Source organism: Polaromonas sp. P3_B4, assembly GCF_056402835.1.
In genome coordinates this window covers 1,476,981-1,500,708 of record NZ_JBFUGQ010000001.1, presented here as the reverse complement: position 1 = coordinate 1,500,708, position 23,728 = coordinate 1,476,981, and the positions used below count along the sequence as shown (strand labels likewise).

Annotated in this window: 22 protein-coding genes; 10 read left to right on the top strand and 12 right to left on the bottom strand. The window is 62.3% G+C overall.

Annotation, left to right across the window (positions count from 1 at the left end; all coding sequences use genetic code 11):
• Positions 1–113: 113 nt before the first annotated feature.
• From AC1DVV_RS07175 to AC1DVV_RS07135, 9 genes are all read right to left on the bottom strand, one after another.
• Complete coding sequence (locus AC1DVV_RS07175) at positions 114–1,193, bottom strand: ABC transporter permease (RefSeq protein ID WP_477702362.1); 1,080 nt, start codon at positions 1,191–1,193, stop codon at positions 114–116.
• A complete protein-coding gene (locus AC1DVV_RS07170) occupies positions 1,190–2,926 on the bottom strand; it encodes an ABC transporter ATP-binding protein (protein WP_477702363.1) in 1,737 nt (578 codons plus the stop codon). Before AC1DVV_RS07170 ends, AC1DVV_RS07175 begins: the two co-directional genes overlap by 4 nt.
• Positions 2,901–3,344 (bottom strand): VOC family protein, encoded by a 444-nt coding sequence (locus tag AC1DVV_RS07165; RefSeq protein WP_457280806.1) that lies wholly within the window; start codon positions 3,342–3,344, stop codon positions 2,901–2,903. Before AC1DVV_RS07165 ends, AC1DVV_RS07170 begins: the two co-directional genes overlap by 26 nt.
• A 1-nt stretch (position 3,345) precedes the next feature.
• The gene (locus AC1DVV_RS07160) at positions 3,346–4,353 is read right to left on the bottom strand and encodes a 5'-methylthioadenosine/S-adenosylhomocysteine nucleosidase (protein ID WP_457280807.1); all 1,008 of its coding nucleotides are present in this window, start codon (positions 4,351–4,353) and stop codon (positions 3,346–3,348) included.
• 34 nt (positions 4,354–4,387) lie between these two features.
• A complete protein-coding gene (locus tag AC1DVV_RS07155; protein WP_457280808.1) occupies positions 4,388–5,389 on the bottom strand; it encodes a BMP family protein in 1,002 nt (333 codons plus the stop codon).
• Between the two features lie 96 nt (positions 5,390–5,485).
• Positions 5,486–6,127: a uracil phosphoribosyltransferase gene (gene upp / locus AC1DVV_RS07150; RefSeq protein WP_457280809.1), complete on the bottom strand. Its 642-nt coding sequence runs from the start codon at positions 6,125–6,127 to the stop codon at positions 5,486–5,488.
• A gap of 109 nt (positions 6,128–6,236) precedes the next feature.
• On the bottom strand, positions 6,237–7,556 hold the full coding sequence (locus AC1DVV_RS07145) for a URC4/urg3 family protein (protein WP_457280810.1): 1,320 nt from the start codon (positions 7,554–7,556) through the stop codon (positions 6,237–6,239).
• Positions 7,549–8,880, bottom strand: coding sequence for a GTP cyclohydrolase II (locus AC1DVV_RS07140; protein WP_477702365.1), 1,332 nt, complete (start codon positions 8,878–8,880; stop codon positions 7,549–7,551). Before AC1DVV_RS07140 ends, AC1DVV_RS07145 begins: the two co-directional genes overlap by 8 nt.
• Positions 8,881–8,998: 118 nt before the next feature.
• Positions 8,999–10,513: a helicase HerA-like C-terminal domain-containing protein gene (locus AC1DVV_RS07135; protein ID WP_477665981.1), complete on the bottom strand. Its 1,515-nt coding sequence runs from the start codon at positions 10,511–10,513 to the stop codon at positions 8,999–9,001.
• A gap of 75 nt (positions 10,514–10,588) precedes the next feature.
• Between AC1DVV_RS07135 and AC1DVV_RS07130 the strand changes: the two genes are divergently transcribed.
• The 10 genes from AC1DVV_RS07130 (at position 10,589) to AC1DVV_RS07085 (ending at position 19,802) form a co-directional block, all read left to right on the top strand.
• Positions 10,589–11,314 carry a YebC/PmpR family DNA-binding transcriptional regulator gene (locus AC1DVV_RS07130; protein WP_457280813.1) on the top strand — a complete coding sequence of 242 codons (726 nt, stop codon included), beginning with the start codon at positions 10,589–10,591 and terminating at the stop codon, positions 11,312–11,314.
• An 81-nt stretch (positions 11,315–11,395) separates the two neighbouring features.
• Positions 11,396–12,697 carry a phosphoribosylamine--glycine ligase gene (purD, locus tag AC1DVV_RS07125; RefSeq protein ID WP_457280814.1) on the top strand — a complete coding sequence of 434 codons (1,302 nt, stop codon included), beginning with the start codon at positions 11,396–11,398 and terminating at the stop codon, positions 12,695–12,697.
• Between the two features lie 51 nt (positions 12,698–12,748).
• On the top strand, positions 12,749–13,666 hold the full coding sequence (gene hemF / locus AC1DVV_RS07120) for an oxygen-dependent coproporphyrinogen oxidase (RefSeq protein ID WP_457280815.1): 918 nt from the start codon (positions 12,749–12,751) through the stop codon (positions 13,664–13,666).
• A complete protein-coding gene (gene nadD, locus AC1DVV_RS07115; RefSeq protein ID WP_457280816.1) occupies positions 13,666–14,295 on the top strand; it encodes a nicotinate (nicotinamide) nucleotide adenylyltransferase in 630 nt (209 codons plus the stop codon). The genes hemF and nadD overlap by 1 nt, the downstream gene beginning before the upstream one ends.
• Before the next feature lie 29 nt (positions 14,296–14,324).
• Positions 14,325–15,137, top strand: coding sequence for a ribosome silencing factor (rsfS, locus tag AC1DVV_RS07110; RefSeq protein ID WP_477665982.1), 813 nt, complete (start codon positions 14,325–14,327; stop codon positions 15,135–15,137).
• On the top strand, positions 15,134–15,601 hold the full coding sequence (gene rlmH / locus AC1DVV_RS07105; RefSeq protein ID WP_436154540.1) for a 23S rRNA (pseudouridine(1915)-N(3))-methyltransferase RlmH: 468 nt from the start codon (positions 15,134–15,136) through the stop codon (positions 15,599–15,601). Before rsfS ends, rlmH begins: the two co-directional genes overlap by 4 nt.
• A gap of 130 nt (positions 15,602–15,731) precedes the next feature.
• Positions 15,732–16,334, top strand: coding sequence for a Maf family protein (locus tag AC1DVV_RS07100; protein ID WP_457280818.1), 603 nt, complete (start codon positions 15,732–15,734; stop codon positions 16,332–16,334).
• A gap of 32 nt (positions 16,335–16,366) precedes the next feature.
• Positions 16,367–17,866 (top strand): ribonuclease G, encoded by a 1,500-nt coding sequence (gene rng, locus AC1DVV_RS07095; RefSeq protein ID WP_457280819.1) that lies wholly within the window; start codon positions 16,367–16,369, stop codon positions 17,864–17,866.
• 17 nt (positions 17,867–17,883) lie between these two features.
• On the top strand, positions 17,884–18,624 hold the full coding sequence (locus tag AC1DVV_RS07090; RefSeq protein WP_457280820.1) for a polysaccharide deacetylase family protein: 741 nt from the start codon (positions 17,884–17,886) through the stop codon (positions 18,622–18,624).
• Entirely contained in the window at positions 18,621–19,802 is a 1,182-nt protein-coding gene (locus AC1DVV_RS07085; protein ID WP_477665983.1) for a glycosyltransferase family 4 protein, read from the top strand. The genes AC1DVV_RS07090 and AC1DVV_RS07085 overlap by 4 nt, the downstream gene beginning before the upstream one ends.
• Before the next feature lie 7 nt (positions 19,803–19,809).
• Here AC1DVV_RS07085 and AC1DVV_RS07080 read toward each other — a convergent pair whose 3' ends face one another.
• The 3 genes from AC1DVV_RS07080 to AC1DVV_RS07070 are packed head-to-tail and all read right to left on the bottom strand — an operon-like array spanning position 19,810 to position 23,680.
• A complete protein-coding gene (locus AC1DVV_RS07080; protein WP_457280822.1) occupies positions 19,810–20,682 on the bottom strand; it encodes a glycosyltransferase family protein in 873 nt (290 codons plus the stop codon).
• A 14-nt stretch (positions 20,683–20,696) separates the two neighbouring features.
• Positions 20,697–22,469, bottom strand: a complete 1,773-nt coding sequence (msbA, locus tag AC1DVV_RS07075; RefSeq protein WP_457280823.1) for a lipid A export permease/ATP-binding protein MsbA — start codon at positions 22,467–22,469, stop codon at positions 20,697–20,699.
• Complete coding sequence (locus AC1DVV_RS07070) at positions 22,466–23,680, bottom strand: O-antigen ligase family protein (protein ID WP_477707176.1); 1,215 nt, start codon at positions 23,678–23,680, stop codon at positions 22,466–22,468. The genes msbA and AC1DVV_RS07070 overlap by 4 nt, the downstream gene beginning before the upstream one ends.
• Positions 23,681–23,728: the final 48 nt, after the last annotated feature.

The following is a 23,728-nucleotide window of genomic DNA, read 5'->3' as shown; positions in this document are numbered from 1 at the left end:
TTGCGCTCGTCTGTATTGGGTTGTGGCTATTATTTGCTTAAGAACTGTGCGTGCAGCTTCAGCCCGGGTGGCAGTGGCTGCATGGGTTGGCAAGGCGCGGGTGCTGAAGAATTTCATGCGGCCCGGCCTTTTTCTTTAACTACCACCCGGTATTGCGTCATCAACGTCGCGACCAGCACCGAGATCAGCGACGCCGCCACGATGACGTCGGCGATATAGGTCGGCACGCCCACGGCACGGCTCATGGTGTCGGCGCCGACCAGCACGCCCGCCACAAACACGGCTGCCGCCAGAACGCCCATGGGGTTAAGTGCGGCCAGCATGGCGATCACGATGCCGGTGTAGCCGTAGCCGGGCGACATGTCGAGCGTGACGTAGCTGGTGCGGCCGGCGACTTCAATGGCGCCTGCCAGCCCGGCCAGCGCGCCCGAGAGCAGGGCAACCAGCACCACCGTGCGGGTGACGGGCACGCCGGCGAACGCCGCGGCTTTGGCGTTGGCGCCCACAGCGCGTATGTCAAAGCCCAGCACGGTGTACTTCAGCAAGGCCCACAGCGCCACAGCCAGCGCAGCGGCCCACAGCAGGCCGGTGTGGATGCGTGTCTGCGCGACGAGCCTGGAAAGCTCCAGATCGCCCTGCAGCGCCACGCTTTGCGGCCAGCCCATGGCGGTGGGGTCTTTCATGGGGCCGTCGAGCATGGCCGACACAAACAGCAGCATGATGAAGTTGAGCAGCAGGGTGGTGACGACTTCATCGACGCCCAGCCGGGCCTTCAGCAGGGCCGGGCCCAGCAACAGCAGCGCACCGGCAACGGCGGCGGCCAGCATCATCAGCCCGAACAGCAGCCAGGTGGGGAGCTCAAAACCGGTACCCCCATGCATGCCGCCCACAGCCACGGCGGCCAGCGCGCCGGCATAAAGCTGGCCTTCGGCGCCAATGTTGAAAAGCCTCGCCTTGAAGGCCACCGTGGCGGCCAGGCCGGTCAGGATGAGGGGCACTGCACGGGTGAAGGTTTCGCTGAGGGCAAAGACGGAACCAAAGCCGCCCTTGAACAGCAGCACATAGGTTTGGCCCAGCGGCGCGCCGGCCCATAGCACCAGCAGTGCGCTGATCAGCAAGGTGAAGACGATGGCGCCTATGGGCGCGAGCACCAGGGCCAGCTTTGAGGTTTGTGTTCTTTTCTCCAGCCTCATAACTGGTTGGCCCCCACGCTTTTCACTTCGTGTAATGCGCTGCCCCCCGAGGGGCCCCTCGCTCCTTGGGGCGGCCCGGCGGCGCTCGAGTCACCCCCATTGGCTCCAGCCATGGCCAGCCCAATGGCCTCGCGTGTCCAGGCTTCGGCGGGCAGAGCCTCCGTCAGCTGGCCCGCGTGCATCACCGCCACGCGGTCGCCGAGCGCCACCACTTCGTCCAGGTCATCAGAAATGACCAGCACGGCCGCGCCGGCGTCTCGTGCTGCGATCAGTTGCTGCTGCACATAGGCAACGGCGCCGATGTCCAGGCCCCAGGTGGGCTGGTGGGCGATGATCAGTTTGGCCGGCTGGGGTGCGGTTTCGGAAGAGGGGAAACATTTTTCCGACGGGCCGCCCCTAGGAAAAATAGCCCCCTCGGGGGGCAGCGCAGTACGCGAAGCGACAAGCGTGGGGGCCACGAGCGCCCGCCCGAGGATGAGCTTTTGCATATTGCCGCCCGACAGCGAGCGCGCCGCGGTGTCCGGTCCGCCGCCGCGCACGTCAAACTCGCGCATGATGCGGGCTGCATGGGCCTGCGCGGCCTTGCGCTTGACCCACAGCACTTTGGAAAACACCGGGCTGCGCAAGCGCTCTGACACGGCGTTTTCCCAGACGCTGAGGTCGCCAACCACGCCCACGCCATGCCGGTCTTCGGGGATGCGCGCCACGCCCTGGGTGACCAGCCAGGCTGGCGAGGCCTTCATGGGTTGGCCCAGAAATGTCACGGAGCCCTGGCTGGCGGCGCGGGTGCCACACAGCAGGTCGGCCAGGGCGAGCTGGCCGTTGCCTGAGACACCCGCAATGGCGACGATTTCACCGGCCTTGAGCTGAAGCGAAACGCCATCCAGGCGGTCTTGCCCCGCATCGGCCGTGCTGACGCCTTCCAGCGTGCAGACCGGCAGGCCGGTTGACGGCGCGGGGCGGCGTTGTGTGGTGGTGACGGCGTGGCCGACCATCCATTGCGCCAACTGCGCCTGGCTGGTACCGGCGGCAGGTGCTTCGGCCACCAGCTTGCCACCGCGCAGCACAGCCACCCGGTTCGACACGCGCAGCACCTCGCCGAGCTTGTGGCTGATGAAAATGATGGACAGGCCTTGCGCCACCATCTGGCCCAGCGTATCGAAAAGCGCCTCGCTTTCCTGCGGCGTCAGCACGGCGGTGGGTTCGTCCAGGATCAGGATGCGTGCACCGCGGTACAGCGCTTTCAGGATCTCGACACGCTGGCGTTCACCGACCGAGAGGCTGCCCACCCTGGCATCGGGCGCCACGGGCAGGCCAAAGCGCCGGGCCACGTCCAGCAGCCTGGCACGGGCTGCTCTGCGACGTGAAAACAGTTGCCACAGCGGCTCGCTGCCCAGCATCACGTTGTCGAGCACACTGAGGTTGTCGGCCAGCGTGAAATGCTGGTGCACCATGCCGACACCCGCCGCCAGCGCGGCCTTGGGGTTACCCGGTGGCAGCGACTGGCCAAAGATTTCGATGTGGCCTTCGTCGGCGGTGTAGTGGCCAAAGAGGATGGACACCAGCGTGGACTTGCCGGCGCCGTTTTCACCCAACAGCGCGAGGATTTCACCGCTGTGCAGTTGAAGCGAAATCGCGTCGTTGGCAACCAGCGGGCCGAAGCGTTTGGTGATGCCGTTCAGCCGCAGCGCCGGCGGTTGTGCGTTCTCAGCCGAGGGATGCCCAGTGGTCATGCCGGTCGCGCCGCTCCTGGCGGTAGTTGGTGATCTCCAGACGAAGGCCGTCGGGGTCGGTGAAAAAAGTGGCCCAGTAGTCGGGTGCGTATTCGCCGTGGTTGTGCGGCTCGCTGGCGTTGATGCCGGAGGCCTGCAGCAGCCGTGCGCATTCGGCCACGTCTTCGATGGTGTCTACGCGCAGGCAGAAGTGATGAAGGCCGGGCGAGTATGAGTCGTGCGCGGCTTGCGAGCGGGCTGGCCGCAGCACATAACCAAAGTGGCGGTTGTAGTACTGGATGTGCGGGTCGCCGCCGATGGTGAAGGTGTTTTTGCGGCAGCTGAGTGCCTTGAGCATGAGCTTGTCGTAGAACGCTTCCGACTCGGCCATGTTGCTCACGGCAATGTAGATGTGGTCGATGCCGGTGAGCTCGGGCATGTTATTTCCAGGCCGCGAGAAACGCCAATAGAACCTTGGCCGAGTTGTCGGCAGCGATGTTCATGAAAGTGACCATTTCATTGGCGGCTTCACCGCCGCCGGCCAGGTCGCTGAGCGACCGGAAGGCGATGTAAGGCACGCTGTTGCTGTAGGCCACCATGCCCACGGCGGCGGTTTCCATGTCGAGTACGTTGGCCTGGAAGGTCTTGAAGGCGTATTCGCGGAAGGCAGCATTGTCGACAAAGGCCTGGCCCGACACGCCGTTGCCGCCCACCATCAGCTGCGGTTTGTGCGTGAGGCATACCCCCGCGTTGCAGGCGCCGAGTTCGATGTTGCCCATGCCCCTGGCAACCGCGAGCATCCGGGGGTCGACTTCAAACCAAAACTTGCGTACGGGCGCCGGGTTGGCGGCGGTGCGCGTTTCAACCGGGCGCGGGTGCAGCATGCCGAAGGGCGCCAGGGTCTGCGCCTCCATGCGCGGCGGGATAGTGAAGCGGCCCGGCGAAGTTTCGCGTGCCATCAGCACTTCAAGGTATTGGCTCCATTGGGTGGGTACGCTGACGTCGCCGATGTGCAGGGCCGGGTTGACGCCACCGGCGATGCCGCTAAAGACGATGTGGGTGATGTTGAAACGGTCCAGCACCAGCTGCGTGTTCATGGACGCATTGACCATGCTGATGCCGGAAAGGAACAGCACAACCGGCTTGCCCTGCAGGGTGCCGGTGGTGAAATCGACGCCGTTGATGCGGTGCCTGGCGGGGCCTTGCAAGCGGTTGAGCAACAGGGTCAGTTCGGGCTGAAAAGCCGACATCACCGCGATGCGGGGCGTGGCGTCAAGCCGGACAGGAATGCCCGCAGCTGCGCCTGATGGATTGGATGGGACAGACGCCGGACCCGCACATCCCAACAGGCCAAATGACAGAAAGGCCAGGAAGGCCAGCGGCGCCGCGGCCCGCCAGGCAACAGGCTGACTGAAAAGAAAACGCCGCAAGCAAAACAGGGAATGCATACGGCGCTTTCAGGTGGGGCGGTGAAACGCCGGCTTATTTGGCGGTGGACTTGGGCTGGCCGTCGTCGACCTTGACGGTGAACTTGCCGGCCAGGATGTCGGCTTCTTTGGCCTTGACCTTGGCAACGATGTCGGCGGGCACCTTTTTCTCGAAGGTGCCCAGCGGGGCGAGTTCGGAGCCCTTGTACTTCATCATGGAATACGGGCCGTAGTCTTCGGCCTTGAATTTGCCTTCCTTGACGGCCTTGATCGCGCGGTCGATGCTGGGCTCCATGTTCCACAGGGCCGACGCCACCACGGTGTCGGGGTATTTGTCTTGCGTGTTGATGACGTTGCCGATGGCCAGCTTGCCCTTTTCCTTGGCGGCGTCGCTCACACCGAAGCGCTCGGCGTACATCACGTCGGCGCCCTTGTCGATCATGGCGAAGGCGGCTTCCTTGGCTTTGGGCGGGTCAAACCAGCTGTTGATGAAACTCACGCTGAACTCGACCTTGGGGTTGGTTTCTTTGGCGCCTGCCATGAAGGCGTTCATCAGGCGGTTGACTTCGGGAATCGGAAAACCGCCGACCATGCCGATCTTGTTGCTCTTGGTCACGCCGCCGGCGATCATGCCGCTTAGGTAGGCCGGCTCCTGAATGTAGTTGTCGAACACCGAGAAGTTGGGCTCCTGCACCTTGCCGGACGAGCCCATGAGGAAGGACACTTTCGGGAAGTCCTTGGCGACCTTGCGGGCCGCGGCCTCCACCGCAAAAGCTTCGCCGACGATGAGCGCGTTGCCGGCCGTGGCGTATTCGCGCATGACACGTTCGTAGTCGGCATTGGAGACGTTTTCAGTGGCCTTGTATTCGATCTCCCCGCGCGCTTCGGCGGCTTTGAGCGCCTTGTGCAGGCGGCTGACCCATTGCTGCTCAAACGGCACGGTGTAGATGGCCGCAACCTTGGTTTTGGCTGCCTGGGCAAGGGCCAGGCCGGGCAGGGCGGTTGCGAGGGCGGTTGCCAATAGAACGAGCTGGCGGCGCTTGAAAATCTGAGGCATGGGACTCTCCGGTTGGGTTTTCAGGTGGGTTGGCGGTGTCTGGAAACTGCTATCAATTCAGGAGCTGCTTGCGCACGTCCATAAAGGGCGGAGGCCTTATTTGGTTCCGAAGATCCGGTCGCCCGCGTCGCCCAGGCCCGGCAGGATGTAGCCATGGCTGTTGAGTTCGCGGTCAATGGCGGCGGTGTAGATGGGCACGTCCGGGTGGGCGGTCTGCAGGGCCTTGATGCCTTCGGGGCAGGTCAGCAGGCAGACGAACTTGATGGACTTGGGGTTGAGCTCCTTGAGCCGCTCGACCGCCGCGATGGCCGAGTTGCCGGTGGCGAGCATTGGGTCGACCACGACAATGTCGCGCTCTTCCATGTCGTGCGGCATCTTGAAGTAGTACTCGACCGCCGTCAGGGTTTTCGGGTCGCGGTACAGGCCGACGTGGCCGACGCGGGCGCCGGGCACCACGCTGAGCATGCCTTCAAGAATGCCGTTGCCGGCGCGCAGGATAGAGACAAACACCAGCTTCTTGCCGTCGATGACTTTGGAGGTGGTGATTTCGAGCGGGGTCTCGATCTCGATGTCCTGCATCGGCATGTCACGCGTGACCTCGTAGGCCATCAGCATGCTGAGCTCGTTGAGCAGGGTGCGGAAGGTGTTGGTGGAGGCGTCCTTACGGCGCATCAGGGTGAGCTTGTGCTGTACCAGCGGGTGGTCGATCAGGTGGACTTTGTTGCTCTGGATGGTCATTTTCTTGTGTGCCTCTGTGTTCTGTCTTTGTTTTGTTCGGTTGTTATTTTTATTCTGCTTTTACCTGTGCCTGTGCCCGTCGGGTCCGCGCATCTTTCGGGATCGATGTTCAGAATACGGTGCCGTCGCTTTCGATGTTCAGGGGCGGCAAACCTTGATGCAATTGCTGTGCCAGTGCACGCCCTGCGGCCCAGGTGCCGCCTTCGAGCACGCAGGCCAGCGGCATCTGCTCGGCGGTCAATCCCAGCTGCTCACGCACCAGTGGCGCGAGCTCGTCGAGAAGGGCCACGGTAAGCGCGCGCCACTCCACGATGAGTTCGTCGCCGGCGGCATGCAGGCGCCCAGCCTGGGCCGGGTCTTTCAGCACCAGCACACCGGCGTCGAGGAACAGGCCGCCGTTGCGGTATTCGGGCAGGCCGGTCAGCGCGTCTAGCCCTTTGACCTGCACACCGGCCCACTCGAAAGGCTCCAGCAGTGAATAGGTGAGCCACTGCGACAGCTTGTGGAAAGGCATCCAGCCATGGCTGGGCCCAGCTTTTTCGGATTCATCGTCGCCTGCCGCGCTGTGCTGCCAGCAGTCGCCCAGGGGAATGTTGCCCATGACATTTTGGGCTGGCCAAATAGACGAGAGGCTGGTGAGCAGCACCGACAGCAGCTCGTGCGCCTCGATAGCACTTTGCCCGGGTTGCGCCAGCGCTTCAAACAAATGGCCGGGACGGCCGCGCTGGCCAAAGAGCGCAGGCTGGTCCTGAAGTGCCTGGCCGAGGCGCCGCAGCAGCGCGGCGCGGCCTTCGAGGCCGATCAGCGGGTTTTCGGGCGTGACCTGAAAAGCCAGGGCAAGCTGGTCTGCGGTAATGGTTTTGAGCTTGAGGGCATCGGCCTGCAGCGGTTGCTGTGGATCGCTGGAAAAGAGCCCAGCCATGAAGGCGTGAAAACTTGCCACCCCCAGGCCTTCGGAACGGCTGTATTCGCTGCAGGGATGCTCTCCCTGGGCGGCTTCGAGGTAGTGCCACTGGGCGCCGGCACCGGCGTCCAGCAGCACGCTGATGAGCGCGAGGTCAATCTGCGCGCGGGCGCGCCCGGCAGGCGTGGCGGATGCCAGTGCTGCATTGAGTAAACCCAGGCGGTCAATGCCGCCAGCTTCAAAATGTCGCCAGCGGCTGTGGTACGGAATGTCCAGGTCCGGGTAGCGGGCGCGGGTGATTTCAGCAACCAGCGCAGCGGCGGTGGTCATGGCGCCGTCGTTGACGGTAAACCAGGCGGATTCGCCGCGGCGTGCGCGCTCAAGCAGGGCAGAGGCGCGGGCGCGTATGGTTCTGGTGGAACGCAATTCTGCGGCGGCGCTGATCCCGCGCAGGTTTCCGGCGATGGTATAGGTGGCGTTGGCGGGGTTGCTGGGACTGTCAGGAGCGGGTGTGGTTTCAGACATCCAGCCCCCGGCCCTTGGCTTTTTTCAGTTCTTCGGCGTCGGGCACCGCGCCGGGGGTGAAATAGCCTGCGGCCATCTTGGCGTCCATTTCGACCTGGGCGTCGGCCGGGATCATGTGCTCGGGAATATTGATGCGCTGAACTACCTCGATGCCCGAGCGGGTGATGGCGTCGTACTTCATGTTGCTCATGGAAACGAGCCGGTGGATCTTGCGGATGCCCAGCCAGTTGAGCACGTCTGGCATGAGTTCCTGGAAGCGCATGTCCTGTACGCCGGCCACGCATTCCGTGCGGTTGAAGTACTGGTCGGCGGTGTCGCCGCCCACCTGGCGCTTGCGGGCGTTGTAGACCAGGAATTTGGTGACTTCGCCGAGCGCCCGGCCCTCCTTGCGGAAATAGGACACAAGGCCCACGCCGCCGCGCTGGGCACCCTGGATGCACTCTTCAATGGCGTGTGTGAGGTAGGGGCGGCAGGTGCAGATGTCTGAGCCGAAGACGTCGGAGCCGTTGCATTCGTCATGCACGCGGGCTGTGAGCTCGATGTCGGGGTTGGCGAGGTCGCGCGGGCGGCCAAAGATGTAGGCCGTGAGGCCGCCGATGGGCGGCAGGAAGACTTCCAGGTCGCTGCGGGTGACGAGCTCGGGGTACATGCCGCCGGTTTCTTCAAACAGCACGCGGCGCAAATCGGTTTCGCTGCAGCCAAAGCGCCGGGCAATTTCGGGCAGGTACCAGACCGGTTCAACGGCGACCTTGGTCACCATGGCCGCGCCGCCGGCTGTCAAAAACTTGCCGTCGGCCTTGAGCCTGCCGGACTGCAGGGCTTCGATCACCTCGGGCAGGATCACGTGGGCCTGGGTTACGGCGATGGTTGGCCGGATGTCGTAACCCGCTGCCAGCTCACTGGAAAAAACGTCGGCCACCATCGCGCCCCATGGGTCCACGGCGACGATACGGCCAGGCTCGCTCCATTGCGGGTAGGGGCCGATCACGTCGGTCGGCGAGGTGTTGGTGAGGTCGGCCTTGTGGCTGGCCTTGAGCGCGCCGGAAGCAACGGCGAGCGCGCGGTAGACGCTGTACGAGCCGCTATGCGTGCCGATGACGTTGCGGTGGCTGCGTTTGGTGGTGGTGCCCACCACCGGGCCGCGTTCGGTGGCAGTGGCGGCGGCCCAGCGGATGGGCAAGGCGCCATAACCTCCTGCGTGAGAGGTCAATCGGATGTGGGAGACCGCAGGGCTGGCTGGAGCTGTGGAGGAGGCAGGCGCAGAAACAGGCGAGGGGGAGGCCGGCCTTGGATCGGGTGATTTGGCGGCAACTTCAGCAGGCATTGCGGATCCTTAAAAAATCCAATGTAGCGATGCGTGCCGGGATTGACAAGCCCGGCAGTTTTGCCGGGTCGTTAATTTGCGACAGGCCCGGCCGAACGCACCGGGTCTGTGCGCAGGCTCAGCGTTTTTTGCCGCCGAAGATGCTGCCGAGGACGCCGCGGATGATTTCCCGGCCCACGGCCGAGCCCATGGTACGCACGGCGGACTTGGCCATGCTTTGCGCCAGGCCGTCGTGTTTGCCGCCGCGCGGGCCCGTGGTGCCGAACAGGACGTCGTTGAGCCCGCCCATGATGCCGCCCGAATCGGTTTGGCCGGCCGCGCCGCCCTGGGGAGCTTTGGCCGCTTCCGTGGCCGCGACTTCCGCGCGGCCTTTGATGGCTTCGTAGGCCGATTCGCGGTCTACGGTCTTTTCGTAGGCACCGGCCACCAGTGAGTTTTGCAGCAGCAGCTGGCGTTGTGGCGGTGTGATGGGACCGATCTGGCTGCCGGGCGGCAGCACGTAAACGCGTTCCGTCACGCTGGGACGGCCCTTGCTGTCGAGAAAGCTCACCAGGGCCTCGCCAACGGCCAGTTCGGTGATCGCGGTTTCGATGTCGAGGCCGGGCTTTTGCCGCATGGTCTGGGCGGTGGCCTTGACGGCTTTCTGGTCGCGCGGAGTGAAGGCGCGCAGGGCGTGCTGCACCCGGTTACCAAGCTGGGCCAGCACCGAATCGGGAATGTCCAATGGGTTTTGCGTCACAAAATACACGCCGACGCCCTTGGAGCGCACCAGGCGCACCACCAGCTCGATGCGCTCGACCAGCACCTTGGGCGCTTCGTTGAAGAGCAGGTGGGCTTCGTCAAAGAAGAAGACGAGCTTGGGCTGGTCCGGGTCGCCAATTTCAGGCAGTTGTTCGAACAGCTCGGACAGCATCCACAGCAGGAAGGTGGCGTAGAGGCGCGGCGAGTTCATGAGCTTGTCGGCGGCCAGTATGTTGATCACCCCTTTGCCATCAACGGTTTGCATGAAGTCGCTGATGTTGAGCATGGGCTCGCCGAAGAACTTGTCGCCGCCCTGGCTTTCGACCTGCAGCAGCCCGCGCTGGATGGCGCCCACACTGGCGGCGCTGACGTTGCCGTACTTGGTGGTGAACTCGCTGGCGTTGTCGCCGACGTACTGCAGCATGGCGCGCAGGTCTTTGAGGTCGAGCAGCAGCATGCCGTTGTCGTCGGCAATCTTGAACACCAGGTTGAGCACGCCGGCCTGGGTTTCGTTGAGGTTGAGCATGCGGCCCAGCAGCAGCGGGCCCATGTCGGAAATGGTAGCGCGCACGGGGTGACCCTGTTCGCCGAAGACGTCCCACAGCGTGGCGGGGCAGGCCAGCGATTCGGGAAGGTCGATGCCGCGTTCCTTGAGGATGCCGGCCATTTTGTCGCCGATGGTGCCGGCCTGGCTGATGCCGGTCAGGTCCCCTTTGACGTCGGCCATGAAGACCGGGACACCGATTTTCGAGAAGTTTTCGGCCAGTGTTTGCAGCGTGACGGTCTTGCCGGTACCCGTGGCGCCGGTGATCAGCCCATGGCGGTTGGCCAGCGCGGGAAGGATCTCGCAGTGGATGGAATCGTGCTTGGCAATCAGTAACGGCTCGGCCATGGGGTGTCCTGGAGTGAAAAAGTAAAATGCGGGTTGTAGATTAAATCAATTAATCAGTCTGAAAAGGGATTCTTCGTGGCCGGTCACAGTAAATGGGCGAATATTCAACACCGCAAGGGGCGCCAGGATGAAAAGCGCCAGCGCATCTGGACCCGTGTGATGCGTGAAATCATGGTGGCGGCCCGCATGGGCGGCGGCGACCTGGGCACGAATCCGCGTCTGCGTCTGGCAGTGGACAAGGCCAAGGCGGCCAACATGCCCAATGAGAACGTCAAATACGGCATTGCCAAGGCCACGGGCAGCCTGGAAGGCGTGCATTACGAGGAAGTCCGCTACGAAGGCTACGGCATCGGCGGCGCGGCCATCATCGTGGACTGCATGACCGATAACAAGGTGCGTACCGTGGCTGAAGTGCGGCACGCTTTTTCCAAACATGGCGGCAACATGGGCACCGAAGGCTCGGTGGCTTTCCAGTTCAAGCACTGCGGCCAGCTGATTTTTGCGCCCGGCACCAGCGAAGACAAGATCATGGAAGTCGCGCTGGAGTCCGGCGCCGACGACGTCATCACGCATGAAGACGGTGCCATTGAGGTGTTGACGCCTTACACGGGCTTTGAAGCCGTGAGGAACGCGCTGGAAGCCGCCGGCCTCAAGCCCGAGATTGCCGAAGTCACCATGCGCGCCGACAACACCATAGAACTTGCCGGCGAGGATGCCCGCAAGATGCAAAAACTGCTGGACGTGCTGGAAGACCTGGACGATACCCAGGATGTGTTCCATAACGCCGAGTTGTCTGAATAAGAAAACCAAACACGCAGCCACAATGAAGCAACAACACCACAACAGCAAAAGCAAAGCCAGGCACACAATGAAAGCAGCAGCATGAAAGTTTTAGTGGTGGGCGGCGGTGGCCGTGAGCACGCCCTGGCCTGGAAACTGGCGCAGTCTCCCAAGGTTCAGGCGGTGTATGTCGCCCCAGGCAATGGCGGCACTGCGCTGGATGCGCGCCTTGAAAATATTGACATCACCGACGTGAAGGCGCTGCGCGAATGGGCGCTGACCGAAAAGATCGCGCTGACAGTGGTGGGCCCCGAGCAGCCGCTTGCGGCCGGTATCGTTGACGAGTTCCGTGCGCACGGCTTGCGGGTCTTCGGCCCGACCAAGGCGGCGGCGCAGCTGGAAAGCTCCAAGGCGTTCTCCAAGGCCTTTATGAAGCGCCACGGTATTCCGACGGCTGAATATGAAACCTTCACCGACGCTGCGGCGGCCCACGCCTACGTGGACGAAAAAGGCGCCCCGATAGTCGTCAAGGCCGACGGCCTGGCGGCCGGCAAGGGCGTGGTGGTGGCCATGACGCTGCACGAGGCGCACGAGGCCATCGAATTCATGCTGGCGCCAAATCCCGACTTCAACCCGCTTGGCGTGGCACACAACGAGGGTGGCGCTCGGGTGGTGATTGAAGAATTTTTGCAGGGTGAAGAAGCCAGTTTCATCGTGATGTGCGACGGCAAGAATGTGGCCGCCATGGCGACCAGCCAGGACCACAAGCGCCTGCTGGACGGCGATGAAGGCCCGAATACCGGCGGAATGGGAGCCTATTCACCGGCCCCGGTCGTTACCCCCGAAGTGCACGGCCGCGCCATGCGCGAGATCATCCTGCCGACCATCAAGGGCATGGAAAAAGACGGCATTCCGTTCACCGGCTTTTTGTATGCCGGCCTGATGATTGATGCGGAAGGCAAACCGAAAACACTGGAATTCAACTGCCGCATGGGCGACCCGGAGACGCAGCCGATCATGATGCGCCTCAAAACCGACCTGTATGAGGTGATGATGGCCGCCACCTCGGGTGCGCTGGACCAGATCGAGCTGGACTGGGACCGCCGGCCAGCCCTGGGGGTGGTGATGGCTGCGCACGGTTATCCACTGAGCCCGCGCAAGGGCGACGTGATTCATGGGCTGCAAAAAGGCGCCGATGCGGCCGAAGACGCGATGGTGTTTCATGCCGGAACACGAAAACAGGGCGATTCGACGGTAACGGCTGGCGGCCGGGTCCTGTGCGTGACGGCACTCGGCAGCACGGTGAAGGCCGCGCAGCAACGTGCCTACGAAGTTGCCCAGGACATTGGATTTGATGGTGCGCAGTACCGCAAAGACATCGGCTGGCGCGCGGTCAAGTCTTGATCGCCAAATGAGCGCTGGTTTTTCCCTCCGCCCTTCGGGTAACACTGCAGCATGACCGATATTTCAAGCGTTCGAGACTTTCTGTTGGCGCTGCAGCAGCGCATCACCGGCGCGGTTTCCGGGATCGACGGCCAGTCCTTCACGGCGGACCATTGGCAGAAAGCGCCCGGCGAGACGCTGCAGGGCAATGGCATCACCATGATCCTGGAGCAGGGCCAGGTGTTTGAGCGTGCCGGCTGCGGGTTCTCGCATGTGCGGGGCCCCAAGCTGCCGCCTTCGGCGACGCAGCACCGTCCGGAATTGACAGGCGCACCGTTTGAGGCCCTGGGGGTTTCGCTGGTGTTTCACCCGCGTAATCCCTACGTGCCGACAGTCCATATGAATGTGCGCATGCTGGCCGCGACCCCGGTGGCAGGCTCGGGCGAGGCCGTCTGCTGGTTTGGTGGAGGCATGGACCTGACGCCTTATTACGGGTTTGAAGAGGACGCGGTGCATTTCCACCAGACCTGCAAGGACGCGCTGGCACCGTTTGGCGACGACAAGTACCCCCGGTTCAAACAATGGTGTGATGAGTACTTTCACCTGAAGCACCGGCAGGAGCAGCGTGGAATTGGCGGCGTTTTCTTTGACGACTTCCAGGAGCTGGGGCCGGACCGGAGTTTTGCCCTGATGCAAAGTGTGGCTGACTCTTTCTTGCAGGCCTATTTGCCAATTGTTGAGCGGCGCAAGGACACGCCATATGGTGAGCGGGAGCGCGAATTCCAGCTTTACCGGCGCGGCCGATATGTGGAGTTCAACCTTGTGTGGGACCGCGGCACGCACTTTGGTTTGCAATCCGGGGGGCGCACGGAGTCGATCCTGATGTCCATGCCGCCGCTGGCGAGCTGGTCTTATCAGCGGGGCGTAGAGACTGGCAGCCCTGAAGAGCGCCTGTATACGGAGTTTTTGCCGAGACGGGACTGGGTTTGATGGCAACGCCGTCACCTGCGCAAAAGCGCATCGGCATGTTTGGTGGTGCGTTTGATCCGCCGCACAGCGCACACGTTGCACTGGTTCAAGAGGCGATCAGGCAGTTTGGCCTTGATACCTTGTATGTCGTTCCGACCGGCCACGCCTGGCACAAATCCCGCGCCTTGAGCGCGCCGGCTCACCGGCTGGCCATGGCCAGGCTGGCTTTTGGCGATATTTCCGGCGTTCGGGTGGATGAGCGCGAGGTGCAACGCACCGGGCCGACTTTCACCATTGACACGCTTTTGGCGCTCCAGGAGGAGAATCCGGGCGCCCAGCTTTACCTGTTCATTGGCGCAGACCAGTTTGCCGTCTTCAGGCAATGGCACCGGTGGCAGGACATTCTTGACCTCGCTATAATTTGTATAGCTGATCGCGCACAATCCACGCTGGCTGGAGCTCAATTTGAGTCCTACGAAAGCCGCAGCAACCGTTTTGTCCTGCTCAATCTTCCCCTGATGCCTGTCAGCGCCACCCAGATTCGCCAGTTAATGGCCTCCGGAGCCGCGGTGACAGGGGGAATTACCCAGTTGGTCCCTGAAGCCGTTGCGCGTTATATTTCACTTCACCAGCTGTACGGTTCCCATTAATTTCCCACTTTATCGAAGCAAAACACTGCATGACATCCACCACCGTCAAAACCTCCGCCGCCGCCGACAAAAAGGACGTGCAGAAACTGCAGCGTGCCATCATTGACGGTCTGGAAGACGTCAAGGCGCAGGACATCCAGGTGTTTGACACGGAGCACATCACGTCATTGTTCGAGCGCGTGATCATCGCCTCCGGCAGCTCCAACCGCCAGACCAAGGCATTGGCCGCCAGCGTGCGGGATGCCGTGCGGGACGCCGGTTTTGCCAAGCCGCGCATTGAAGGCGAAGACAACGGTGAATGGATCATTGTTGATTGCGGCGCCGCTGTGGCGCACATCATGCAGCCGACCATTCGCCAGTACTACCATCTGGAAGAACTCTGGGGCGACAAGCCCATCAAACTCAAGCTGGGCGCGCCCGCGCCACTGGTGAAGGCGTCCAAATCCGAGGCCGAGCTGGAGGCCAAACCCAAGACTTCCCGCGCTGGCGCGAAAACTTCCGCGAAACCAGGCGCAAAGACCACCGCGAAGTCGGCGGCCAAAGCACCTGCAAAGGCGCCGACGGCCCCCGATTCAAGCTATGTGGGCCGGGTCGGCAAGACCAACGACTGGACCGCCAAGCGCAATGCCGCCACGCCTGCGACCGAACCAGCCGCCAAGCCGGCCCGGGCAGGCGCCAAAGCGGCTCCTGCCAGGTCATCGGCAAAACCTGCGGTTAAGACACCAATTGTCAAAGTGCCCGTAGCCAAAAAGGTGGCGGCGAAGAAAACTGCGGCCAAAACCGCCGCTAAAACAGCAGCCCGCAAACCCGCCGCCAGGAAAACTCCGTCCCGGAGCAAATGAGGCTCACGATCGTAGCGGTCGGCCAGAAAGTGCCCGACTGGGCGCAAACGGCCTATGACGACTACGCCAAGCGCTTCCCGCCAGAGCTGAAAGTCGAGCTCAAAGCCGTCAAGACCGAGCCTCGCGCCTCCAAGACCCTGGAAAACCTGCTGTCGGCCGAGCGCGGGCGCATAGAGGCGAGCATCGCCCGCGGCACCCGCGTCGTGGCGCTCGATGAACGCGGCACGGCCGTCACTACCGTGGCACTGGCTGAACGACTCAAAGCCTGGCAACTCTCCGGTGACGACGTCGCCATCGTGATCGGCGGGCCTGACGGGCTGGACGCCGGCTTCAAGCAGGCCGCGCACGAGCGCCTGCGCCTCTCGGACCTGACCTTGCCGCATGCCATGGTGCGTGTGCTGCTGATTGAGCAGCTTTACCGCGCCTGGAGCATCACGATCAACCATCCTTACCACAGAGAGTGATGAAGCCCCCACGGTCGCTCCCTTCGTGTAGCTTCCTGCCCCCGAGGGGGCCGCTGCGCCTGCGGCCCGGCAAAGCCAGTTCCGCGGCTCCTGCTGGTTTGAATATCCAAATACCTGAATAACCTGCTGTATGCCTGAATTTATCTACCTGGCCTCGCAAAGCCCACGGCGGCGACAACTGCTGGAGCAACTCGGCGTGCGTCACGAACTGCTGCTGCCGGACGCCGATGAGGACGCCGAATCGCTGGAGGCGGTGTTCAAGAATGAAGCGCCTGCCACCTACGTCCAGCGCGTCACTGGCCTGAAGCTGGATGCCGCGGTCACCCGCATGAAGCGGCGCAAACTGCCGCCGGCGCCCATCCTTTGTTCGGACACTACGGTGGCCATGGGGCGGGTGATTTACGGCAAGCCGGAGGACGCGAAAGACGCGGCCCGCATGCTGCGCGAGCTTTCGGACGGTACGCACAGGGTGCTGACCGCCGTGGCGGTGCAGTCCGGGCGCCGTCGTTTCGAGGCGCTGAGCATTTCGCGTGTCAGTTTTGACGCGCTGACGACCGCGCAGATCCGCAGCTATGTGGCCAGTGGCGAGCCTATGGGCAAGGCCGGCGCATATGCCGTGCAGGGCAGGGTGGCGATGCACATCAGCCGCATCGATGGCTCCTACAGTGGCATCATGGGGCTCCCGCTGAGGGAAACCGCCCAGCTGCTGCAGGCCGCGGGTATCCGCCTCTAGCGCCCCCAAGCCAACTCAATCTCCCAAAAGACATGCAACAAGACATCCTGATCAACTGGTCTCCCCAGGAAACCCGGGTGGCGGTGGTCGAACACGGCGCAGTGCAGGAGCTTCACGTTGAACGCACCCTGGAACGCGGCCTGGTCGGCAATGTGTACCTGGGCAAGGTCGCCCGCGTGCTGCCCGGCATGCAGTCGGCCTTTATCGACATCGGACTGGACCGAGCAGCCTTTCTGCACGTGGCCGATCTCATGAGCAGCATCAACAGCCGCCATGCCGACACGGATGCCCAGGCGGCTGGCGGCTTGACGTCACCGGCCATGGCGTCGTTACAGCCGATTGAAAAGCAGCTGTTCGAAGGGCAGGCCGTCATGGTGCAGGTCCTCAAAGACCCGATAGGCACCAAGGGCGCGCGGCTGACCGCGCAAATCAGCATTGCCGGCCGGTTGCTGGTGTTTTTGCCGCAGGACAACCATATCGGTGTGTCGCAAAAAATACCACCCAGGCAACGCGAAGAGCTTCGTCAACGGGTTCAGGCCCTGACTGCGGACATGGGTGGCGGATTCATACTGAGAACCAACGGCGAGGATGCGACAGACGCTGAACTGGCAGAGGACATCACCTACCTGCGCAAGACCTGGGGACGGATCAAGGATGCGTCTGTGCGTTTACCCCCCGCTTCCGTGCTGCACCAGGACCTTAATCTGCTGCAACGCGTGCTGCGCGACCTGGTGGTAGAGGAAACGCAGACCATCCGCATTGATTCACGTGAGCAGTTTGAAAAGCTGAAGGCATTTGCTGTGGAGTTCATGCCGGCAACCGAGCCGAAGCTGCAGCACTACGGTGGCGAACGTCCTATTTTTGACTTGTTCAACATTGACGAGGAAATTGCCAAAGCACTGGGCCGGCGGGTCGATCTCAAATCAGGCGGTTACCTGATCATCGACCAAACGGAAGCGCTGACAACCGTCGATGTCAATACCGGTGGATTTGTCGGTGCCCGCAACTTCGACGACACGATTTTCAAAACGAACCTGGAGGCATCGCAGGCGATTGCCCGGCAGCTGCGCCTGCGCAACCTTGGCGGCATTGTGATTGTCGATTTCATTGACATGGTCAAGGAAAACCACCGCGATGCGGTGCTGAGCGAATTTCAGAAGCAGCTCTCACGAGACCGCATCAAGACCAGTGTCAACGGGTTTTCCGCACTGGGCCTGCTGGAGATGACACGCAAGCGCACCCGCGAATCCCTGGCCCACCAGCTTTGCGAGCCCTGCGCAGCCTGCATGGGCAAAGGCGTGGTTAAAACGGCGCGGAGCGTGACCTACGACATCCTGCGCGAAATCCTGCGCGAAGCGCGGCAGTTCAACCCGCGCGAATTCAGGGTGGTGGCTTCACCCAAGGTGATCGAACTTTTCCTCGATGAAGAGAGCCAGCACCTGGCCAGCCTGAGCGACTTCATCGGTAAACCCATTTCCCTGCAGGCGGAAGCGGCGATGGCTCAGGAACAATACGACATCGTGCTGCTGTGACCTTCATGCCCCTTTCAATGTTCAGCCAGAACCGCCAGCCCATTCCCATCCTGGTCTATCACCAGATCGCCGAGGCGCCGCCAAAGGGCAGCCCTTTTCGCGGCCTGTACGTGGCACCTGCGGCCTTTGCGCGGCAAATGGCCTGGCTCAAACTACTCGGTTACACCGGCCTGTCCATGAGCGCCTTGCAACCTTACCTGCAGGGCGAGCGCAGCGGCAGGGTGATTGGCATCACTTTTGACGACGGCTACCGGAACAACCTCACGCATGCTCTGCCGGCGTTGGTGAAGCATGGCTTTTCGTCTACCTGCTACGCGGTCAGCGGGTTGTTGGGCAAAACCAATATCTGGGACGAGAACATCGGCATTCCGCAGACACCGCTGATGGACGAGGCCGAGATCCGCCAATGGGTGGCGGGCGGGCAGGAGATTGGCTCGCATACGCACCGGCACGTCAATCTGCTGGAAACCGACGAGTCTGGTTGTCGCCAGGAGATGGTGCTCGGAAAAACCGGGCTGGAGGCCGTCATAGCCCGGCCGGTCGAGCATTTCTGCTATCCCTACGGCCATTACGAGGCCAGGCACGTCGAGTTGGTCCGGGAACTGGGTTTTGCTACCGCCACCACCACACAGCGCAGTCGCTGCCATAGCGGCGCTGATCTGCTGCAGTTGCCGCGGGTGCCCGTACTGCGCTCAACCACCTTGCCGGTGTTCTGGCTCAAGATCGCCACGGCCTACGAGGACCGCCGGAAAAAATGAGCCCGCCCGATTCCCCATCCCAGAAACTGCGCGTTGCCGTCTTCAACCGCACTTTTTCGCCGACCGGCGGCGGCGCTGAGCGCTATTCCATCGCCCTGGTTGAACAACTCTCGGCCCGGCACGAAGTGCATGTGTTCGCGCAGGAAATTGATCACCAGTGGCCCGGCGTGACTTATCACAAGGTATCGGCCCCGATACGCAAGCCGCGCTGGATCAACCAGCTGTGGTTTGCCACAGCAACCTGGTGGGCGACGCGCCGCGGCTTCGACGTGGTGCACTCGCATGAAAACACCTGGCACGGCGAGGTGCAGACGGTGCACGTGATGCCGGTCAAACACAGCCTGTTCCAGGGTCGCGGTGGGCTGCGCCGCTTCCTGCGCTGGATCAAGGTTGTCACCAGCCCGCGTCTGCTGGCTTACCTGGCACTGGAGCGCGCGCGCTATACGCCGCACCCAGGCCGGCAGGTGGTGGTGACCTCCGAAAGTCTGCGGCCCATCATGGAGGCCGCCTATCCGGCGTGCCGCGCGGCCGTTTCGGTCGTGACCCCGGGCATCACGCTGCCCAACTTGCCGGTGACGGCGGATCAAAAACGCGAGGCGAGGGCTCGGCTGGGCTTGCCGGCAGAGGGCCGTTGCCTGCTGTTTGTGGGCAACGATTACCGCAAGAAGGGCCTGGAGGCTTTGCTGCAGGCTCTGATGCAACTGCCGGCCGAGGTTGTGCTGGCGGTGGTGGGCAACCCGGCCCATATTGCAGAATTCCGCGCGCTGGCCGAGACGCTCAAACTCGGTGCGCGGGTGTTCTTCCTGGGTGCGCTCAAAGACGTCAGCCCAGCCTACGAAGCCGCCGATATCCTGGTGCACCCCACCTTCGAGGACACCTTTGCGATGGTGGTGCTGGAGGCCATGGCCCACGGCCTGCCGGTGGTGGTCAGCGGGCCGAAGTATTGCGGCATCGCCGGGCTGCTGGTGCAGGGTGCCAATGCGATGCTGCTGGACGATCCCCGGGATGCGGGCGAACTGGCGCGGGTGCTGGGGGATTTGCTGGGCCAGGCCGCGCTGCGGGAAACGCTGTCAGAGGGCGCGGCGGCCTTTGCCGCGCATTACCAGTGGCGGGAAATCGCACTGCAGCAGGAGGCGCTGTACTTTTCGGCGATGGCGGTGAAGGGCGCGGATTCCTGAAAACGCCTCAGGCCACCAGCTTGAAATGCTTGCGGCTGAAGTCCAGACCGGTCAGTGTCTCCACCTGCCGCATGAAATGGTATTTGTTTTCCTTGGGCGTGGGCTTGTAGGCCGGGTCGAGGTTCAGGACCGGTTCAGCCTCGGTGGCCAGCCATTGCCGCACGGCCTCGGGGTGCGTGCCGGTAAATGGGGCGAGGGCGCGGCGGTCGAACTGGCTGTAGGTGATCTGCGCCGCCAGGGCTTCGCCCCAGTACTTGCTGACCTGGTCCAGCTTCTTCTGCATTTCCTCGTTGCGGCGTATCCAGCCGTAGTGGTAGATATGCGCGTTGGCCAGTGCGGCCTGCGGGTTGCGCCCGCGCTTGTGTCGGGTGGTCACCAGCCAGTACTGGCCATCGGGTGCATAGCTGCGTATGGTGTTGCGGATCAAACGGCATTCGCGGCGGTACCAGCCGGGGCTGATGGAGATCCAGTCGGGCGAGCCGTAAAAATGCAGGTAATCGAAGACCAGCGCCTCGACGGCCGGGTTGTTGTGGTGGCGCTCGACGCTGGCGCGTATGGCGGCCAGTTCGCCCTCATGCACGACTTCATCGCCTTCAAGGTAGAAAGCCCAGTCGCCGGTGCACGAATACTGCGCGATCATTTTCTGCTGGGCATACACAAAGCCGCGGTCGGCCATGCGCTCGTTCCACAGGGTTTCGATGATGCGGATTTTCGGGTCGCCTATGGCCTTGACGCGCTCCAGCGTGTCGTCCTCGCCCTTGCCCACTGCCACGACGAATTCATCGACCAGGGGCAACAGGGAGCGGATGGAGGCCTCAAAGGGAAAGCCCAGGCCCACGCCGTTGCGAATAAAGGTAAAGCCGCTGATGGAGACTGGCATCGGAAAATGACTTTCTAGGCTGCGCCCTGGAAGCCCAGGCGGTAAAGGTGGGCATAAGCGCCGTTGTTCTGGAGCAGCTGAGCATGGCTGCCCTGCTCGACGATGCGGCCGGCGTTCATCATGATGATGCGGTCGGCATGCTGGATGGTGGACAGCCGGTGGGCGATGATCAGCGAGGTGCGGCCCGCGGCCAGCCGCTGTATGGCTTCCTGCACGGCTTTTTCCGACTCCGTGTCCAGTGCCGAGGTGGCTTCGTCGAGGATGAGCACGGGCGCATCCTTGTACAGCGCCCGGGCAATCGCCAGCCGCTGGCGCTGGCCGCCGGACAACTGCATGGCGTTGTGGCCGAGCACGGTGTCTATACCCTGCGGCAGTTCATCGAGCAGCTGGCCCAGGTTGGCGGCGGTCAGGCAGCGCATGACCTTGTCCCTGTCGAAAGACTGACCCAGCGCGACGTTGAAGGCCATGCTGTTGTTGAACATGACGACGTGCTGGCTTACGAAGGCGAACTGCGAGCGCAGCGAAGCCAGGTCCCAGTCCCGTAGTTCCGTGCCGTCCAGCAGTATGCTGCCGGCGCTGTAGTCGACAAAGCGCGGAAGCAGGCTGGCCAGCGTGGTCTTGCCAGAACCGGACGAGCCGACCAGCGCCACGGTCTCGCCGGCGCGTATCGCCAGGCTGATGCCGTCCAACGCCGACGGCGTATCCGGCTTGTAGACAACGCTGACGCCTGAAAATTCAATGTCGCCGGCGACCCTGGCCGTGCTGAAGCTGCCGCTGCTTTCGTCCTCGATGAGGTCGACCAGGTCCAGCCCGCGCTCGATCGCTGCCAGCCCTCGCGTGATGGGCGTGGCGCCGTCGGACAAGCTTTTTATGGGGGCGATCAGCAGCAGCATGGCCGTCACGAAGGCCACGAAGCCGCCCACAGTGGTGGTGTTTTCCGAGCCCTGGAGCAGGGCGATGGAGATGACGGCCGATAGCGCCATTGCGGCCAGCACCTGGGTGATGGCGCTCATGCCTGCGTAGGCGACGGTGGATTTGATGGACAGCCGCCGCAGCGTGTTGCTCAGCGCCTCGAAGCGCGAAGCCTGACCGGCCTGCGCGCCATGCAGCCGCACGTCGCGGTGAGCCAGCACGTTTTCTTCGACGACATAGGCCAGGTTGTCCGTGGCCACCTGGCTTTCACGGGTCAACCGGTAAAGGCGGCGCGTCAGTAGCTGAATCACCAGCGCGACGGCCGGGAACAGCAAGGAGACGATCAGCATCAGCTTCCAGTTCAGGAAGAGCAAGTAAGCCACCAAGGCCACCAGCGTGAGAACGTCGCGCGCCAGCTTCATGACCGCATTGATCATCATCGACGAGCCGTTGAACACCTCGTAGACAACGGTGTTGGCGATGGCGCTGGAGGACTGGTCCGCGAACAGCGACAGGCGCGAGCTCAGCAGTTTGCCGAACATCGCCCGGCGCAGCGACTGGAGGCCCTCGTTGGTGACCTTGGCCAGGGCGTACTGCGCCAGAAACCCGGAGAGTCCTCGCAGGGTGAAAAGCAGCATCAACGTCAGTGGAACCAGCCAGAGATTGAATGAGTCCCGCTGAAATCCCCGGTCCAGGAGTGGCTTGAGTAATGCCGGTACAAACGGCTCGGTTGCCGAAGCCACGATAGTGGCGCCAATGGCCAATGCCCATCCGCCGCGTGAGCTGCTGAAATAAGGCCAGACTCTCGCAATCCTGTGCTGCAGGGACGGCTTTGATGGTGAATCCAAGGAGCCTGTTTCAGTGCTGCTGCTCATGCTATTGCTTCGTTTTTAGATCGACCAGCAGATTCTTGCGTCGGGCTGCGAAGCCCTAAAACCAGCAACAAACCGAGCAATACACAGAAAAAATCCCCGATCAGCGCGTCATAAATGGATGCATTGAAAAAGCACGAAGCAGCCAGTGCCAGCAAAGTGGACTGCACCGCCCGGGCACATGCTTTGTTCATCCCGGCGGTATCTTTGAAGATCGAAAACATCAACCCGCAAAGTAGAGCAATTCCGGGAATGCCCAGCTGAACTCCCCACAGCAGGTATTCCTGATGCGGATTTCCGTTTTGTACAGGCTTGTAATCCTGCTTTTCCCGTTGCTCAAGCCGGTTGTATTCGCTTGCCCAGCTCCCGGCCCCGGCGCCCAGAACCGGGTTGTCGCCAATCGACTGCACCGCCCTGTGCCAAAAATGGAGCCGAATGCCTGAAGAGCTTGATACTGCGCCGTAACCGGTTGCGATATCGGCACCTTTTTTAAAGGAAAAAGACTTTATTTCAGCCTGAGCTTCCACAATTCGCTGGTGCATTTTGGATGAACCAAATGAGAGAGCTACAAGAAAGATAAAAGGCAGAAGTACAGTGACTATTCGATAGCGCTTGGGTAGTTCCCACATGATGGCGCTCGACAGCAAAAGGATTGCCACCACGTGCCCGGTACGGCCACTCAGCACAAAAAAAACATTGCACAGCGCCAGGATCGCTGCCAATACAGCGAAATGTGGGCCAAAGCGCCCGGGGAAGAGGGCGCGTAAATGCCAGCAGACCGCCGCGAACACTCCGCTCATGATGCTCTGGTCCAGGTAGCTGGAGAATACGGCGTAGTTTGTCAGCGCCATATTGGAAGTGGCCCAGGGTACCGGTAGATGGAAAAAAAGCATCCAGGAACCGGCCAGCAAAAATACCTGTGCAGCAACAAATGTGGCAAACGCACACATCGCCTCGCGCGCATCGCGAACAAGAAATACGATCAGGATGATCTCAAGCAGCTTGCCATATTTTCCAACCGAGCTCAATGCATCGGTCAGTGGCGCAACGGTCCATATCAGGCTAAGCGTGAACGCGAACAGTATGACCAGCACGGCGATTGGTACGCGCAACCCTGCAAGCGGATTCTTGTATTGCCCGGTTTGTCGCATGGCCAGCAGGGTAGCGAGCCCGCAAAGCACCAGCAAAAGCTTGGCAATACTGATTATTGCCATAGACAATCCAATAGAGGCCGTGGCTATGCAAATAATGGCGAGCCGAAA

What these genes read in the sequence shown, in the direction of transcription:
- AC1DVV_RS07080 (WP_457280822.1), bottom strand. Translation starts at nt 20,682, where the DNA reads ATGCCAGTCTCCATCAGCGGCTTTACCTTTATTCGCAACGGCGTGGGC.
- purD (WP_457280814.1), top strand. Translation starts at nt 11,396, where the DNA reads ATGAAAGTTTTAGTGGTGGGCGGCGGTGGCCGTGAGCACGCCCTGGCC.
- AC1DVV_RS07135 (WP_477665981.1), bottom strand. Translation starts at nt 10,513, where the DNA reads ATGGCCGAGCCGTTACTGATTGCCAAGCACGATTCCATCCACTGCGAG.
- rng (WP_457280819.1), top strand. Translation starts at nt 16,367, where the DNA reads ATGCAACAAGACATCCTGATCAACTGGTCTCCCCAGGAAACCCGGGTG.
- AC1DVV_RS07070 (WP_477707176.1), bottom strand. Translation starts at nt 23,680, where the DNA reads ATGGCAATAATCAGTATTGCCAAGCTTTTGCTGGTGCTTTGCGGGCTC.
- AC1DVV_RS07085 (WP_477665983.1), top strand. Translation starts at nt 18,621, where the DNA reads ATGAGCCCGCCCGATTCCCCATCCCAGAAACTGCGCGTTGCCGTCTTC.
- nadD (WP_457280816.1), top strand. Translation starts at nt 13,666, where the DNA reads ATGGCAACGCCGTCACCTGCGCAAAAGCGCATCGGCATGTTTGGTGGT.
- AC1DVV_RS07165 (WP_457280806.1), bottom strand. Translation starts at nt 3,344, where the DNA reads ATGCCCGAGCTCACCGGCATCGACCACATCTACATTGCCGTGAGCAAC.
- AC1DVV_RS07090 (WP_457280820.1), top strand. Translation starts at nt 17,884, where the DNA reads ATGTTCAGCCAGAACCGCCAGCCCATTCCCATCCTGGTCTATCACCAG.
- upp (WP_457280809.1), bottom strand. Translation starts at nt 6,127, where the DNA reads ATGACCATCCAGAGCAACAAAGTCCACCTGATCGACCACCCGCTGGTA.
- rlmH (WP_436154540.1), top strand. Translation starts at nt 15,134, where the DNA reads ATGAGGCTCACGATCGTAGCGGTCGGCCAGAAAGTGCCCGACTGGGCG.
- hemF (WP_457280815.1), top strand. Translation starts at nt 12,749, where the DNA reads ATGACCGATATTTCAAGCGTTCGAGACTTTCTGTTGGCGCTGCAGCAG.
- rsfS (WP_477665982.1), top strand. Translation starts at nt 14,325, where the DNA reads ATGACATCCACCACCGTCAAAACCTCCGCCGCCGCCGACAAAAAGGAC.
- AC1DVV_RS07100 (WP_457280818.1), top strand. Translation starts at nt 15,732, where the DNA reads ATGCCTGAATTTATCTACCTGGCCTCGCAAAGCCCACGGCGGCGACAA.
- AC1DVV_RS07170 (WP_477702363.1), bottom strand. Translation starts at nt 2,926, where the DNA reads ATGACCACTGGGCATCCCTCGGCTGAGAACGCACAACCGCCGGCGCTG.
- AC1DVV_RS07145 (WP_457280810.1), bottom strand. Translation starts at nt 7,556, where the DNA reads ATGTCTGAAACCACACCCGCTCCTGACAGTCCCAGCAACCCCGCCAAC.
- AC1DVV_RS07140 (WP_477702365.1), bottom strand. Translation starts at nt 8,880, where the DNA reads ATGCCTGCTGAAGTTGCCGCCAAATCACCCGATCCAAGGCCGGCCTCC.
- AC1DVV_RS07175 (WP_477702362.1), bottom strand. Translation starts at nt 1,193, where the DNA reads ATGAGGCTGGAGAAAAGAACACAAACCTCAAAGCTGGCCCTGGTGCTC.
- msbA (WP_457280823.1), bottom strand. Translation starts at nt 22,469, where the DNA reads ATGAGCAGCAGCACTGAAACAGGCTCCTTGGATTCACCATCAAAGCCG.
- AC1DVV_RS07155 (WP_457280808.1), bottom strand. Translation starts at nt 5,389, where the DNA reads ATGCCTCAGATTTTCAAGCGCCGCCAGCTCGTTCTATTGGCAACCGCC.
- AC1DVV_RS07160 (WP_457280807.1), bottom strand. Translation starts at nt 4,353, where the DNA reads ATGCATTCCCTGTTTTGCTTGCGGCGTTTTCTTTTCAGTCAGCCTGTT.